This is a genomic window from Arthrobacter sp. efr-133-R2A-120, from assembly GCF_030209835.1.
Lineage (GTDB): Bacteria > Actinomycetota > Actinomycetes > Actinomycetales > Micrococcaceae > Arthrobacter.
This window is the reverse complement of sequence record NZ_JARVRF010000024.1, coordinates 87,506-103,581: the sequence shown is the minus strand read 5'-3', so window position 1 is coordinate 103,581 and position 16,076 is coordinate 87,506. Positions and strand designations below refer to the sequence as shown.

Annotated in this window: 9 protein-coding genes; 3 read left to right on the top strand and 6 right to left on the bottom strand. The window is 60.2% G+C overall.

Annotation, left to right across the window (positions count from 1 at the left end; translation table 11 throughout):
• From QRN52_RS13110 to QRN52_RS13095, 4 genes are all read right to left on the bottom strand, one after another.
• Positions 1–1,563 (bottom strand): ATP-binding protein, encoded by a 1,563-nt coding sequence (locus QRN52_RS13110; RefSeq protein WP_284753171.1) that lies wholly within the window; start codon positions 1,561–1,563, stop codon positions 1–3.
• Between the two features lie 2 nt (positions 1,564–1,565).
• Positions 1,566–4,856, bottom strand: coding sequence for a sacsin N-terminal ATP-binding-like domain-containing protein (locus QRN52_RS13105; RefSeq protein WP_284753169.1), 3,291 nt, complete (start codon positions 4,854–4,856; stop codon positions 1,566–1,568).
• A 159-nt stretch (positions 4,857–5,015) separates the two neighbouring features.
• On the bottom strand, positions 5,016–6,119 hold the full coding sequence (locus QRN52_RS13100) for a DNA cytosine methyltransferase (protein WP_035741489.1): 1,104 nt from the start codon (positions 6,117–6,119) through the stop codon (positions 5,016–5,018).
• Positions 6,120–6,646: 527 nt separating this feature from the next.
• The gene (locus QRN52_RS13095; RefSeq protein ID WP_028265844.1) at positions 6,647–7,492 is read right to left on the bottom strand and encodes a DUF5677 domain-containing protein; all 846 of its coding nucleotides are present in this window, start codon (positions 7,490–7,492) and stop codon (positions 6,647–6,649) included.
• An 854-nt stretch (positions 7,493–8,346) separates the two neighbouring features.
• On the opposite strand from QRN52_RS13095, the gene mobF reads away from it, so the two are divergent.
• Positions 8,347–11,901, top strand: coding sequence for a MobF family relaxase (mobF, locus tag QRN52_RS13090; RefSeq protein ID WP_284753269.1), 3,555 nt, complete (start codon positions 8,347–8,349; stop codon positions 11,899–11,901).
• Positions 11,902–12,610: 709 nt separating this feature from the next.
• Here the strand turns inward: mobF and QRN52_RS13085 are convergent.
• Positions 12,611–13,450 (bottom strand): DUF998 domain-containing protein, encoded by an 840-nt coding sequence (locus QRN52_RS13085; protein WP_284753165.1) that lies wholly within the window; start codon positions 13,448–13,450, stop codon positions 12,611–12,613.
• Positions 13,451–13,723: 273 nt separating this feature from the next.
• On the opposite strand from QRN52_RS13085, the gene QRN52_RS13080 reads away from it, so the two are divergent.
• The gene (locus QRN52_RS13080; RefSeq protein WP_284753164.1) at positions 13,724–14,281 is read left to right on the top strand and encodes a dihydrofolate reductase family protein; all 558 of its coding nucleotides are present in this window, start codon (positions 13,724–13,726) and stop codon (positions 14,279–14,281) included.
• 19 nt (positions 14,282–14,300) lie between these two features.
• Here QRN52_RS13080 and QRN52_RS13075 read toward each other — a convergent pair whose 3' ends face one another.
• On the bottom strand, positions 14,301–14,624 hold the full coding sequence (locus QRN52_RS13075; protein WP_284753163.1) for a hypothetical protein: 324 nt from the start codon (positions 14,622–14,624) through the stop codon (positions 14,301–14,303).
• 319 nt (positions 14,625–14,943) lie between these two features.
• Between QRN52_RS13075 and QRN52_RS13070 the strand changes: the two genes are divergently transcribed.
• Complete coding sequence (locus QRN52_RS13070; RefSeq protein WP_284753162.1) at positions 14,944–16,071, top strand: acyltransferase family protein; 1,128 nt, start codon at positions 14,944–14,946, stop codon at positions 16,069–16,071.
• Positions 16,072–16,076 lie beyond the last annotated feature (5 nt).

Below are 16,076 nucleotides of genomic sequence, written 5' to 3'. Positions count from 1 at the left end.
CTAGGCACCGCCGTTCTTCTCGTGTGCCTGGTCTTTTTGCACGTTCGGCTGGATAAAATCTTCGGCAAAGGCGGCCAACAGCACGTCATTGAGGATGCGATGCCTGTCCTCCCGAATGACGTTCCATCGTTGTTCAACTTTGAAGTCGCTTTCGAGGAGGAAGTAAAGGAAGGCCTTGAGCAGTTGGCCGTCTCGGTTGCTCAAGCGGCCTTCTGATCCATAGATCCTTCGGACGAGCTCTACGTTGACGTCGATGCGTCGTGCTGTCCGATCAGCCCGAAATAGTTCTGTGGATGGGAGGGTAACGAAGCGCAGATCGAGGGGATCGAAGTCAGCAAAATCCTGGAGGTCAGTGAGGCGGGAAAGGACTGCGGGGTTCAACCCAACGGCGGGTTCAACCAGCCGTATTTCCTGACGCTTCGTCTTTTTGGATTCCTTGTGGGCTCTCTGAAGGTCAGTAAAGTATGAATCGAGGCTGGACGATGAAGGACCTGGTGCATGGGCCCGCGCCATCGCCCGGGTGAAGTCCTCGGAGTATACGGGGGTGACTTTCTCCGCATTGAGTGCTATGTAGTGCTCGTTTGCTGAATCAAGATCGATTTTGATTCGGCCGAGTCCCAACTCTTTCTTGGGGAGACGCAGCCCTGCCCAGTTTTTCCCACCCGATAGGAGCCGGCCCCGTCGATATAAGTAGATTCCCTGCCTCGCTTCTCCGGGTTCCCCGTATAAATCGAAAGCTGCCGAGTTCAGACGAGGAGGAAACAGGTGCGCCTCGATCGTGCACGATGCTCCGTCCGGAAGATCGACGACAAAGGTCCGGGGGTAGCCGTCCTGTTGCAAGGAGCCCTCGAAGGGGTCGATGGGATCAACTTTGAGGGGAGGGAGGGTTCTGTTTCGCTCAACGTCGAATGTGTCTATGTCCATTTCCACGGTGCCAAGTCGCAGTTGACGATGAAAGGTAACACCCAAGTGCTCGCGAATAGAGCGAAGCTTGGCTGATCTCCATTCGGTGAGTTCCCCATGGTCGGATGTGTGTATTACGTCCTTCAGGCCTCGCCACTCCACCAAGGTGCCACTTGGTACTTCCATGCCTGCAACGCTGTCAAGCCGCTCATTTGCGGCTCCTGGCTCCATTACTCCGACGCTGAAGTCCTGACTTACTGTTTGATCCATCCGGCGGCCGACTGCAGGTCCCCATTTTTGGCGAGAATAGATCTCGAAGGAGGTGGCCTGAGATAGAGAGGCCGCCTTAAGGCCGAGCCCAAAATGCCCAAGATCTTCAGCCCCGTACTCACGCCGCGCTCCGAAGGTCATCGCCTGCTTTAGCCCCTCAGCAGTCATGCCTCGCCCATTATCAATGATTTGGAGCCCAAGTATGGTGGTCCCGCGCTGCACGAAACGGATCCGGATGTGGCTGGCCGTAGCATCAATGGAGTTATCAACGAGGTCTGCCAGGGCGCTCGTGAGGTTGTGGTGCATTCCGATAGCCGCAATGGTTGAGGGGTCCGGCAAAACGGTTTCAGTAGACCATTGCCGTTCGTCGAGTTCATATCTGGCGGGCATCTTTAGTCCTCGAACCTAGCTTGACCACCGAGCTTCGACACATTTTCTGTGACCTTGCTGGCTGCCTCATTTGTGATGCCTTGGGAGACATCGACCTCGAAGTTGAGCCTGAGGTCGAAAACATTTGCATCAGGGGTGTCCAGGTAACGAAGAACTGCTCGTTCGATTAGCGTGATCTGTTCGCTGAGGTTCCTGGTTGCGTCAATCGGGATGAATCCGCTGGCATGTGTCTTGAGGTGTTCAGGCTCTGGGGCCGGCTCGGGATCGGCTCCCGGAAGCGTGCGTTCTACCTTGGCCAGCCGTCTCATCTCTGCTTCGACATCGGCGGCGCGGCGGGAGCTGCCAGCATCCTGGAGCAAGGCGGTGAGTAGCCTTCTGCTGGACAAGATGGAGGCATAGTAGAAATTTGAGCCGTCACGGAACGTCTCGTGATGTTCCAGATCTTGCTCTTCGTTATAGCTGTTTGAACGGACAGTGCTCAGGGACAGACACGGGATGCACTTGGTGCTTCGCCTAATTTTCGACTCGATCTGGTGAAGGAATGGATACAGGGAGCTGATTGTCTCCGTATCCAAGTCTTCATCTTTCACATGTTCGAAGGCGCTAAAAAACTCAACTTTGACTGTCTGGAGTTTCCATCGCTCAGAGAGGGGTTCAGTCAGCTCTGGATTCCCGGTGTAAAGTGCCGCGACTTTGCCGGACCGCAAAAGGAACTGATAGGTGTCATCATCTTCGGCAACGGCTACGAACTCTGCAGGGTATCGCGTAGTGGTGCCGTCCGCCTGCTGGACTAATAGTTCCGTGGGTCGACGAACGCCAAGTTTTGCCAGGAGTCCATACAGTTCATGAACGCGCCCGTATGGAAGTTTCTGCTCGGCCAACGGCAGCGCGTAACCCCAGTTGACCCCGTCGACGGAGTCTGGAAGCTCTAGCTTTTCGGCGTGGGATGGCCCAGGGTAGGGAAGGAACCCCACGGGAATCCCCTCAACGGCCCCAGCACAGTACTTCACGTCCACCAAGTCGAGCCGGGTTTGCAGGACACCATAGTTCCGCACCCACCACATATCCGGCCCATCAATAATTTGCGCGCTCTTGTAGGTGCTGCTGAATTCGACTTTTGTCTTGTATTGAGTGTCAGAGAGGATCCTCTGAGTGACTTTTTCCCGAGTGCGCATGGATGCCTTGCACAGGAGGTGAAGGTCCGAGGTGGCCAATACCGGGCTGAAGCGAAGGGATGCTTCCGACACTGGAACAGGTGAAGTTCTTGATTCAGCAGAAATTCTTGCAGCTTCCGAGGACTTCCACAGGTCATAGGAAGGCCCACTTTTCACCGTGGCGGGCTCCGCTAACGTGCTCTTCACTTCTAGGTTCTTCATCAGGTTGAGGTCTTGCCGATGAAAAAGCTCATCAACGAGAAGGTGTTCGTCGCCGACGCTGTTAGTCGGGATGAGACCATTAGGCAGCCAGACGTCGGCGGTCGGACGCCACCGGCCGTCCTTTGACCTAACGCGGAGCTTACCGATATCAAGGCGGTCACCGATAATGGCAAGCATTTCCGGAATTGGCAGGGCTCGAGAAAGCCGCCAAAGAGATTCGGCTGCACTTTCGTCCTCGTAGTCTTTTGCGACTTGGCGGGCGATGCGGTCAACTTTTCCTCTGTCATCAAGTGCCTGGAAATCCAGGGCCTTGAGGAGGGTGCTGACGTCACCGTGATGCAGAAACTCATAAGAGACGAGGTTATCTCCTTCATCCTCTTCATCTATGGGGAGGAACACTTTTGAAATAATCGGCGGCCGGGCACTACTGTCCTGCATGAGCACGATGCGACTCCGGCGCATCGCGGCCCGATGGTCCGGGTGGCGCTTGTCGATCTCGACCGCCATCCGAAGAGCATTTTCGAAATCGTCCAGACGGCGGCCGTAGGTGATCTCTTCGAGCCATACTTCAACCGGGGCTCTCCCCTTGTTGGCAAGACCCAAGAGACGTCGAACCATAAGCCGCCGTTCCTTGGTCGTGGAAGCTGAACGATGCAACCACGGCCGGTCAAGCCCAACCCAGCTATCCCACATCTCCTCAAGGTGAGTGGCTTCTTCCATATCTGGCGGGAACAAGAGATCCGAAATGAGCTGAAGCTCCCCGGCTCTGTCGGGCAGGCACGGGATCCCCGATAGCGCTGCGAAGATGGGTTCATTGATGACAGAGTCGGCCCATGAAGGGGCTTCCCGGCCACGTGCGGGCAATAAGTCCAGGAAACCGGCGGGGTCCGCGTCGTCCCGGAAAGATGCCAACGCCCCAGCAACCATCATCGGGACGGCTTTCTGCAGAATTTCCTTGTTATACAGCGTGTGAAGCATGCTGTGGCGGTCTTCGTTCATCTTGAAGGCCGCGTTCACAATTCCTCTTAGGGAAGTCGTGTGACTTGTTGGGAAGTAGTTCCAAAATGAACCACGTTGACGGCGGGGGTTGCCCTTGATGGGTACTGCCCAAGTGACGTCCACCGTTTCCCTGGCTGCGATTGATCCTGCCTCAACGGCCGCCTGGGGACTGACATGATGCTTGGCTCGGAAAATCCGCCATTCCTCCTGCAAATCATCGTTTTCGAGGAGGACGTCGGAGCCATCACGGCGTGCCGACCAGGCAGTAAGAGTGCCTTCTATTCTGTTGTCGAACTCAAAGAGGCCTATGTTTTGGGAAAATAGCAAAAACTCGTGGGGAAACTTCCGCATCTCCTCGCTTAGCCATGCAGCCTGCTGAACCAAGGGGAGCTTCACAACGGTAGTAGCCCATGACATGAGTTCGTCAAGAATGGGATCCGAGCTGGCAGCAGCGACAGGATCGACCGGTGTGGCGATTCGCAAGACTGGGTACGAAGGCAGCCCCGGCCTCAGCGGTTCAAGGAGTTCGGTGCTTTGCCGGCGGTCCCACTTGACAGAACCGCTCTTACTGAATATCTGAGGGGAGTCGGAAATCTGAATGACGGACTTGAATCCAAGCCCGAACCGCCCGATCTGGTCATCCCTCTTCTCAGAGGAATGCGAAAGCATCAGGGTGCGGTAGCCCGCCTCAGTGAACGGTGATCCCTCGTTGGCGCAATACAACGTTCCGTCGGTCAGCACGATGCGAATTCGGCCGTTTGGAAGATCGATGGCGTCTGCCGCGTTCTGAATCAGCTCATTCAGCTGTTTGCGGCCGTAGCCGCTCTGGGTGATTGCCTGTTCAATATTGCTGTGTTCGCGGATCAAGTCTGGGCGGGCTTTATACGCGTCCAGCGCTTGAAGTGTCTCGCTTGCCACGAAGCGACTCAGATCGCTATCTGTGTCCGCCCAAAAATCGTATGGCAAGTTGCTCCCCCGCAAGATCGATGTTTGTCAGTAACCACGCTGTTGTAAGACAGTTCTATCAGGCCGGATGCCCCAGCCAAGCCGGTGATACCGAAGCCGTGACTGTTGAGCTTAAATGGACTCCTTGCCGGACACGACGACTTCGGCATGAAATTGAGCGGCAACCAGGTTCGCTAGGTGGTTCGCAAGCTGCACCGGCACCGCGTTACCAATCTGACGCGCTATGGAAGTCTTCGATCCTGCCCACTTGTAGTCGTCTGGAAAGCCTTGGAGCCTTGCTGCCTCGTAGTGCGTAATTGCCCGGTGCACGCTCGGGTTGGGGTGAAGATACCTGCCCTTTTCAGGTTTAAAGAATTCTGTTCGAATGGTCACTGAAGGGCGGTCATTGCGCAACCGTCCCATCACGTCTCCTGAACCGGTCGTGTGATTCTTCCAGCAGTTAGCCAGCAAGTCCGTAGGAATGTTGAACCTGTTTCCACCAGCTGGGATTTGCTTAAACCTGTCGAGCGACAGCTGCGTATAGTTCCTAGTGACGTGCAGATCCTGCGTGCTATACGGTCCCGGAATTCGCTGCCCGTTATACTCGAAGGAGACCTCCGGGAAGGTGGTTTCGACTACGTGCGCCTCAATTGAGGCAAAGGCTTCTCCGACAGTCCGATGGCAGCCGCTGTAAGCGCCTTCGGGTTCGGGCACCTCAGGAAGCTCTCTCAAGCGACCGATCACGATACTCCGCACACGCGACTGATAGGCACCAAAGTCGGCCGCGTTTAGCAGGTACGGCTGAAGAACATACTTCTCCAGGGGGTTCCCGGGTCGAGTCCAGCGTTCAAATTCTTCATACTGATCGGACTTCAAGAATTGGCGCACATTCTCGACAACAAAGTACTTTGGCTTCGCCGCTAATATGGTTTCCGCATATTTCTGCCAAAGAAAGTTTCGCTCATCCAGTACGTTTTGCTTGCCCAAAGCCGAAAACCCTTGGCAGGGAGGTCCTCCGATGATCACATCAGCTTCAGGCACCCGCCCCTCCTCGAGCCAATCCTCGATTTTGCCCGCGTACACGCGCTCAGCCTGGTGATTCAGTGCATAGGTGGCAGCGGCATGCTGGTCATGTTCAACTGCGACAATCGTCTTAAACTTGCCAGTGGACTCAAACCCTTCCGTCATCCCGCCTGCACCAGCGAAAAGATCAATGAGTCGTAGTGGTTTGGCCATGCCTAGGATTCTAGCCGGCCCCAGGCCGTAACCCGTAATAGGGCGAGGATCCGCAGGGCGAGTCGCAATGTTTGAGGGCCTGAGCCTTCTGTGCCTTTGGCTTTCCGGATCGCAAGCCGCGGTGGGTTCAGCTAACGACCCCCGGTTACGACTTCTCAGGGCTGCCAACGGCTGCCAACTCACTAGCTGCCCATCATCAAAGCCTTACTCCGCGAGGGCTAGGAGGGGCAGACCGCAACTGGCAGGATTCCTACGGCTCACGGCGTAAAAGATCGCTTTCGACCGCGAGCATCCACTCACCGTCGCCGAAACGGATTTCGTACATCATGACTCCAGTCTGATCTGTGCCTCTTGGATTTGCCTCAAAGTAGGGCCACCCGTCGCGGGTTTGAGCCACGGCATCTCGTGTCTTAACGGCGTGAAACCATCCCAGAGGCGCACCCTGATCATTCGTCATGTTTCCCTTTCCCCAAGTTCCTCTCGTGTTCGGCAACGAAACCAAAGGTCGTACAACGGGTCCTCCGAACCTAAAATTCCATCTCGATCAGCAGGGGGCCACCGTCGGCCCGGCGTATAGCCATCAAAGCCTGCAAGCGGATGAGCCATTCGCTGCGGACAGATTCTTCCAATTCAGGGGCTTGTGGCAGGAGCTTCCATAGCTCGAGGAATTGGACGATGCTCATCGCCACAACAGCTTCAGTCTCCGCCGCTTCGTCACTTAGGTATGGACGCTCGGGGAACACACTCGAGATGATGCCGCGTACCAGAGCGCCTGGGGCAGCGTGCGCCTGCTCCGACCAGGTGGAGAACAAGGTCTGGTAGTTGACCATTCGCAGTTCGCTCGGAGATGCGGCAGATAACTCACGAATATTCTTGCCGCTCCATGACTTCGCCCATCTTGTCTGCCCGTTCGCGCCGGTGGTCTTGAACTGTGCATAATCCGGGTTGTCCAAAGCAGATTTTGCCTGCAACAGGCGGGCCACAGGTATCTTCCTGCCCCTGGCGTGTGCGAGCTCCAGCTCTCCGAGAATGCCGAGGGCCTCCTGCAGGGATCCGAACTGCATGAACCTGATAGCCGCTAACTCCCGGTCCGGGCATGAAACTAAATACTCCATGTTGACCAACAATTCGAACAGCTGGCGCACGGGCGCGTTGGCCGTTTCCCAGTGCCCTGCTGCAGCTAGTACGTAGACGGCATGAAGAACCGAGACCGCACGCTCAAAAACAGCACGGTCAAACCTGCCCAGTTCAGATGGAGGGTTATGACGCAACGTATCCCGCCGGGCGCGCTCAATGACTTGAGCCTGAAGTTCAATTAGTTTGCCGACGGCTGTCATCGAAGCCTTCGCTTCTTCACTGAGGCGAGGTGACATCTTTCTAGTCGTTGTTTGCCTCTTCTTTGGTCGAACCACATGTCCCCCTGTTCAAATAGGCGCCGCAATCCACCGGCACGGAACCGATAATTGGCGCACAGCAATCGCTCTAAGGCTCTGCCGAGGCTTACCAGGCACCCGGCCCTACCCTAAGGCATCGCCACGGCTACGCCGCAGACTTTCACCGTGGACTCCTGGCCGCGAAAAGCAAACCCGACCAGGAGTCCCCCACCCGAAATGAGGGGCGGGCGTGCACCGCATACCAGCCCACATCCACCGGGTTGGAGCTGGCGTTGCCTCAAGAGGCGTAACGACACCGGTTCCTCTCGTATACCTTCCCGTCTCGCTCACCGGACCCGACCCATCCGGCAGTCCTGAATCGGCCCGACTTTGTCGAGGCTGCTCCCACCGGCTCTCGGTGATCCCCGAGAACGGCTGCCTCCAGCTTCACCCCGCCGCTACGACGGCGAAGCGACGAAGGTCTCCCACCTCCATTCGTAACAAACAGCGCCTCGTGGCGCACTGCTCTACGGCAACAATCCGGCTCACCCACGGACCCCGCGTCATACACGTCTACGGGCTCACCCGCACCAATGTGAATAGACGTCACCAAGCGGCACCCCAATTCTCACCCCTCGGCCCGCGGAAGATACTCCCGCATGAGCTACACGTCTGGCATCCAAGCGGGTGCCACCTGTTGACGGAAAGGTGACAGACCGCCGGTAGTCATGTCCCCGAGCCCGTTGCGGACGATGAAGGGGGGTGAAGCAACGACGAAACAACATCACCACCTCATGCCCCGAGTTCGGTGCCTGCCCGCATTGCGCGGGTGTTCCCGTGGCATTGCGGTGACGATGTCCATTGCCCGGCTGTCTGCGGATGCCGGGGTGAAGTACCTGCTGAAGACCACGGCGCATGGTGATGTGACCGTGCGCGATCTGACGGACTACTACACGAAGTCCGGGAACCCGGCCGGGACCTGGCTGGGCAGCGGCATCGACGGTATTGGCCTTTTCCCCGGCACTGTCCTGACGGATGATTCGGCGAAGTCAGTCTTCGAAGGAGCACTGCATCCGGTCACCGGTGAGCCGCTGGGCCGCCGGCACGGGCGGCGGGCCACCGCCCCGGCAGGGCCCGGCAGGGACGGAACATCAACGCGTCACCCAGTCGCCGGGTTCGACCTGACATTCAGCGTTCCGAAGTCAGTCTCGGTCCTGTGGGCCCTCAGCCCACAAGACGTCCGGGATCAGGTGTTGGCGGCGCATCACCGCGCCATGCAGGACACCCTGATCTGGCTCGAGCGCCGGGCCATCGGCACCCGGACCGGCCGCAGCGGCGTGGCGCACGTCCCGGTCCGCGGAGCCATCGCCGCAGCGTTTGATCATTGGGAATCCCGGGCCGGCGATCCGCAACTGCACACCCACCTGGTCGTCGCCAACCGCGTTCAACGAACGAGCGACGGGGCGTGGGCCACTCTCGATTCCCGAACCCTATACAAGGCGGTGGTCGCGGCCAGTGAGCACTACAACGGCCTGCTCTTCGACGAGCTGCGGCGCAGCCTGGGAACCGAGACCGAGCTGCGGGCACCGGCCTCGGTCGAACGCAACCCCAGCCGCGAGCTATCCGGGATCGATGCCGGGCTGATCACGGAGTTCTCCGCCCGGGCACGGATCATCGAACTCGAGAAGGACCGGCTAGTCCGGCTCTGGAATCTCGAACACGGGACCAATCCCTCCGACGCCACCGTCCTGAAGCTGCGGCAGCAGGCCACCCTCTCCACCCGGACGGCCAAGGACGCCCAACCCGTACCATTGACCGAGCGGCTTACGTCCTGGCGCCGCCGGGCCGAAAGCCTTGGCTGCACGCCGGAACGCTTGATAACCGCCACTGTCCACCAGTCCCGCACCCGACCCCTCACGAGTGCGGACCTGTCCCCGGAATGGCGGCACGTCACCGGGCAGCTGGTCATGGACCTCGTCGCCCAAAAACGCGCCACCTGGAACCGGTGGAATCTGCTCGCCGAGGCCGAACGCGTCTGCGCCGACATCCGGATGGCCAGCCCCGCCGAACGCACAGCGATGATCGAAGCCCTTGCCGACGACGCCCAGACGTTCTCCGTCCCCCTCAACGACCACCGGTACATCGCCCCGGAGAACGCCTTGGCTGATCTCGCCACGGACGGGCACACGGTTTTCGACCCGGTCACCGGAACGGTCTTCACCAACACCCGCATCCTCGCCGACGAGGAAGCCATCATGGCCGCCAGCCACGCCACCGACGCGCCCGGTCTGGAGCCCTGGGACGCCGTCGACGCCGTCACCGCCACGCCCCGCAGTGCCGGGTCCGTCCTGTTCGCGGACCAGCAGGACGCCGCCCTCCAGATCCTGACCAGCTGGCGCCGCCTGGACGCGGTCACCGGCCCGGCCGGGGCAGGGAAGACCGCCACCATGAAAGCCGTCAGCGACGGCTGGCAACAGGTCCACGGCCCCCGCAGCGTGGTCGCCCTCGCCCCGGCCGCCGTGTCCGCCGACGTCCTCGGCGACGCGCTGGGACTCGAAGCGGAGAACGTGACGAAATGGCTCTACGAATCCAACGGCCCCGGAGCAGCCAACCGCGCCCGCCGCTACCTCCTCGCCGAACACGCCCTGGAACACCCCCTGGTCAGTGGCCCGACTCAGAAGCGGCGGCGGCAGGCGGCGCAGGTCCTCGCCACCGTCGCCGCCGAACACGCCCGCTGGCAGCTCCACCCCGGCCAGCTCGTCATCATCGACGAAGCGTCGATGGTCCCCACCTACCAGCTCGCCGCCCTCACCGCGATGGCGTCCGCGGCCGGGGCGAAACTGGTGCTGGTCGGTGACCCTGCCCAGCTGGACTCCATCGACGCCGGCGGGATGCTCGGCTGGTTAGACCGCACCGGCCGGGCCGTGCGGCTGACCTCACTGCACCGCTTCACCCACGCCTGGGAAAGCGCCGCATCGCTCCACCTGCGGGCAGGGAACTGGGACGGGATCCTGGAGTACCAGCGACACGGCCGGATCCAGGCGGGAAACGAGCACCGGATGATGGAGGCAGCCTACGCGGGATGGGCCGCCGACGAGAAAGCAGGGCTGGCCTCCATCCTCATCGCCGCGGACAATGACACCGTGACCGTCCTCAACCGGCGCGCCCAGGAAGACCGGGCCGCCACTGGAGCCGTTGACACCCGCCACACCGTGCCCCTGGCCGACGGCCTCACTGCCGGGTGCGGGGACGTGATCCTGGCCCGTCGCAACGACCGAAGGATCAGGGACAGCCTGGGCGGGTTCATCCGCAACGGCACCCTCCTGACCATCACCGCACCCCCCACCGAAGCCGGCAGCGTGCCCTGCGTCAGAAAAGACACCGGCGCCACCATCAACCTTGACCGGAACTATCTCTCCGGGTTTACGGAATTGGGGTACGCAACCACAGCGCACCGGGCGCAGGGAATCACCGTCGACACCGGGCACATCGTCGTCACCGAAGGCAGGCTCACCCGCGAACTGTTCTACGTCGGCATGACCCGCGGCCGGACCACCAACACCGCCTACATCGTCGAACCCGATACCGACGCGGACGAACGGATTGATCCGGCCGGCCTGCCTGGCTGGCCGGAGATCCTCGGCCAGGTCCTCGCCACAGAGGGCGCCGAACACACCGCACACGAAACCCGGCAGGAACTCCAGGACAGCACCGATACCCTCCACCAGCTCGCCGCCGAGCACGACTACCTCACCCAACTCGCCGCCGACGACGACCTCACCGATTTCCTCACCACCAACTCCCCCGGTCCGGCCGGGGATCTGCGGCGCTCCCCGGCATGGGGCCCCGCCGTCGCCGCCTGGAAGCGTCTGGCAGCACATGACCGGAACATGGCCGAGCACGAAGTGCTCAACGCAATGACGCCCCACGGCGAAGTCCGCGACCTCACGGCCATCATCCACCACCGGCTACGCACCGCCGCCAACCTCCACGCAGCACCCGAAGGGCTCGTCCGGTGCCCCAGCAACCGGCCAGACCTGAGCAACCTCATTACCCAAGTCGAACAACGCATCCGCCACCGCGCCAGACTCGTGGCCGCACGCATCCCCACCAGCCAAGAACCATGGGTGCAAGACCTGGCATCGCAACTCCAGAAGATCCCGGACCCGGACCGGCGACGGCGAGCGCTGCAGGAGGTCCTCATCTACCGGGATCGCTGGGCCATCACCGACAACGCCAACCCGCTCGGAACCCCAGTCAGCTGGGAGGAACCAGACAGGCAAAACCAGCGCCAACGGCTCCAGACGAAACTCTCCACTGTTATCCACTCCCGCACCAGCCCCGCCACGGCAGCGGTGGACCCTTACCAGCCGTCCCCTTCGACACGGGACATGGGACTGCGGATCTAAAGTTAGAAGTCATACTTCCCATCGCTGGCCGAAGATGCCGACCCGCTCAGAAAGTGGAATCCTTTCAATAACGAGAAGCGAAGGAATCTCACGTCAGCGGAAATGACCGTGCTCAGAGTCGATGCTTTGGAGCCCATCGGTCGTATCCCATTTGATGCCTCTTACAAAAGCCCACGTGGACGGCACGCACGAGATATCGGGGCTCGCTCCGCGGGAACGGCAGCTATTGGCGAAGCCCTTCCCTTTCGAACGTGATCCGTCGGTTTGGAAGCGGTGCGATTCAGCGCCGCTGGGGCCTCCATCAAAGCCCACGGCCGTGGGCACTTTTTGGGCACATTTTGGGCACATCCGATGTAAAAACGGGTGATTTGAGGTAACCAAAATCCTTGAATTCTAGGGATTTTTCATGCCCTGATTAGGACTGAAAAGGTTTCAAATCCCACCGTCACCGCCAAAGAAAACCCCCGGAAATCCGGGGGTTTTCTGCTTCTCGAAACTGGTCGCGCCCGCGTCGGCGATGTTGACGTGGCGGCTACGCGTTGGGCGGTAGCCTCCCGATTCAGGTCTGCGTGATGTCAGGTGTCGATGTTCGAAGCGAGCCAGAGCAGACATGGGTCCGCCCGGTGGATCATCCTGGTCGTTACCCCGCGTTCCGGGCCCGCTGCAAGACTCGCCAACGAGGTGCGGGTTCCCGCAGCATGGTCGACTGCTAAATCTCGAGTACGGTCGCGTGACGCCGCCTGAACGGTGCGACAAGCCGCTCGGCCTGGCGAGGCCCCCATAGCGGCCTTGTGGCTGGTCGCGGCTGAAGGTGGCCAACGCGCTCATGATGGGCCGCGGAGCTGACCATGAAGCCAAGGATGGCCAGGCCAGCAATGAACGCGTAGATGACGCCACGCTCAAAAATGCCTGAGAATTCGGTTTTACCGCCGGTGAGCAGCATCAACAATCCCGATACGCCAGCGACGATGGCCAGTCCGAAAAACCAAAGGCTTGCGTCGGTCCGCCTGAACCAGAGCACGCCGATCGAGACGAGCGTTACGAAGATACCCAACGACAGAATGACGACGGCGGGGTCGTGGATGCCAATAGTGTGGCCTGCATTTGGATAGTCTTCGGGGAAGACGCCGATTGCGAAAATAGCCAGCCCGGTAACGGCGAGCGACCAACGAATGATGGTTGTCGTTGCTTTGGCAAAACCGGTGGGCTGCATTCGAATCTTGCCGTCAGTTTTGTCCCGGCGTAACGCCTTGTACGCGTCATCAAGGTCGCCGGCATGTGCTGCAATCCAGAGCACCGGTGAAGTGATGAGACAGGCCGCTACGACGACGTTCACGCCGATGAAGATAAGAGCCAGATCCATCGCAGCGAAGGACGGAGAACACACGTAGCGGGCAGGGTTGCCGATGTCGTCGCAATGTACCGCGCCGAGGTCGCTGACGTAGTTCGATGCGTAGCTGTAGGTTCCATTGCCTTTCCACCCAAGCTGAACGACCCACTCAAATACGATGAAGCTAAGCATCGCTTTTGCCGCCCATGATCCGATCATGTGCCGAGTATCCGACGTCCTTGGACGCCGCCCCAAACACCAGCCGCCGAGTAACTCGATCCAGCTGTTCACCTTGTTCATAGCAAGGATTAAGGCGCTCGACTGGACAAAATACTAGAGGTTCCGCTACTCGAATGAAGACCTGCGCATCCTTGCACGGAATTGAGTAGAGGAGAGCCCGCCGTGCTACCCGTTAACTAGTCCAGCGAATACCCTCCGTGGCAAGGCGGTGATAGTTGAGGCGTCGTTAAGTGGGCGGCCTAGAATCATCGTATGGGTCTCCTAACGTTCAGCATCAACGTCACCCTGGATGGTTGCGTTGACCACCAGGAAGGCATCGCCGACGACGAGACGCACGCCTACTTCACCCGCCTCATGGACGAGGGGGGCGCAATGCTCTGGGGCCGCACCACCTACGAGATGATGGAGAGCTACTGGCCAGCGGTCGCCCGCGGCGACGAGGACGCGCCGCCTGCGATGCGCGAGTGGGCGCTCAAGCTGGAGGCCAAGCCGAAGTACGTTGTGTCGTCGACGCGAAGCGACTTCCCGTGGACCAACAGCCACCACGTCGTCGGCGACCTGCGCACGGCGGTGCAGGATCTCAAGGATGCGACTCCCGGCGGGGTGCTCGTCGGCAGCGGCAAACTTGCGACAGGGCTGGACCAACTGAATCTGATTGACGAGTACAAGTTCCTTGTTCATCCCAGGATTGCCGGCCACGGTCCTACCCTGTACCAGGGCGGACTGCCTAGCACCCGACGCCTCGACCTGATCGCGGCGCAGCCGCTCAGCAACGGCGCGGTCGCCTTGCACTATCGACGGGCTGATTGAGGGTGGCTGTCGCGCGCGACTAGGGTGTTACGTTGAACGATTTCTCTGGGACAGCACAGGAAGCGCGCTGCAAAGTGGCGTTGCCGCTCACGCGGTTGTTGTGTCCCGTGTCATCACACCAGTCGATGTTGTGAGGCATGGCGACTACCTTTGCCTCTCCTGGGGCGGCACCTTTCGGGAGGACAAACGTGAAAGTGAAGCCGCCCTTGTCACTCATTGGCGCCGTCTTGTCGACGAGTTTGATACCAGCAGCGTCCGTAACTTTGAGTTCGACAAGAGCATTGGCACCGTAGCGCGGATTGCACTGGGCGTCGGGGGCGCTGGTGGTTAGCTCGTCACCCACCTTTGCGACCTCGGGATTTACGGAAAATTTTGGAGGCAAGCAAGGCGGTTGGCCTTGAGGTGATGCACATCCCGACGCCGCACCTAGAGTCAGGACTGCACAAACCACGCCCAGCCCAAAGGTCCGGGATGGGCGTCCCCTAAGCGAAAGCCTTGACAGTTCCCCCATCTACTCATTGTTTCGCACGAGAACCGGGACGAAGGTAAAGTTGCTTGACCCCTACAGATCTACTCGTGTAGATTCAGATGAAATGTTAGCCAGGTCACACTCAAGAAGGTTGCCCAACAGCCTCTGAGCCCAAAAAAGAAATGACCCGCCCATGAAGACCCCAACGACAGCCGTGGACCGTCCAAGCCTGGCCATACTCGGTGCCCGTACCCTGGGTCGCGCACTGGGCTCCGGACGAAACTCGCTGAACGCCGTGCGCTTGGTCTTCGCAGCAGCCGTGATCGTCTCCCACTCCTGGTGGCTAGGCGGCTACGGCCCGGAACCCTCGCTTTACGGGATCAAGCTTGGCACCGCAGGCGTCATGGGCTTCTTCGCCATCTCCGGCTATCTCATTACCGTCAGCGCCGAACGCTCGGCCACAGTGCTGGAGTACGCCGCGGCCCGACTCACCCGCATCTATCCGGCCCTCGTGGTCGCCGCGCTTGCTGTTGCCTTCGTGGCCGCACCGCTTGGCGCCCTCCTGACGCACGGGACCTACGACCCGCGCGGAGCGTTGACCTTCCTCGGCTCGGCCCTGGCACTCAGCATCGGCGTTATGGACACACCCGCCATCGGGACGTCCCTCTGGGGCAACAACGACCGCTTTGACTGGAACGGCCCCCTATGGACTCTCACCTGGGAGGGGTTCTGCTACGTCATCATCGCCGTGATCGTGTTCCTGCTCCGTAGGATTCCGGAGAGCAGGCGAGGCGCGGCCACTGCAATATTCCTGCTTTTTGCCGCATCCACGGGAGCGGTCTTCGGAAAGCTCCTCGCAGGCGGCTTCGGGCCGAACCGCACCGAGTTCGTCCTCCCGTTGCTCGCGATCTTCATGGCGGGATCCCTCCTTGCCACCCAGAGGCACAGAGTCCGCGTCGGTGCGGCGCCAGGCATTCTCGCCGCACTCGCCGTCTGGGGCGCCCTCGCCACGGGCTACGGTACAGCCCTCGCCCCACTGCCGTTTGCGTATCTCATCCTGTCGATCGGTTCAATCGGCAGCGCGTCCGCTATCGGGTCCCGCTACGACATCTCCTACGGGATCTACATCTACGGATGGCCGATCCAACAGCTCCTCGCCGCAGCCCACGTGCCATCACATTTTCCCGTGCTCGGGTTTGCTGCGCTCGCTCTCATGGCGTCCTGGCCCCTCGGTTTCCTGAGCTGCGTGGCGGTCGAACAACCAGCCCAGCGGATCCGGCGCGCCCTCATGAGCCGCCTCACCGCCCGTGTGGCCAACTAAAATAA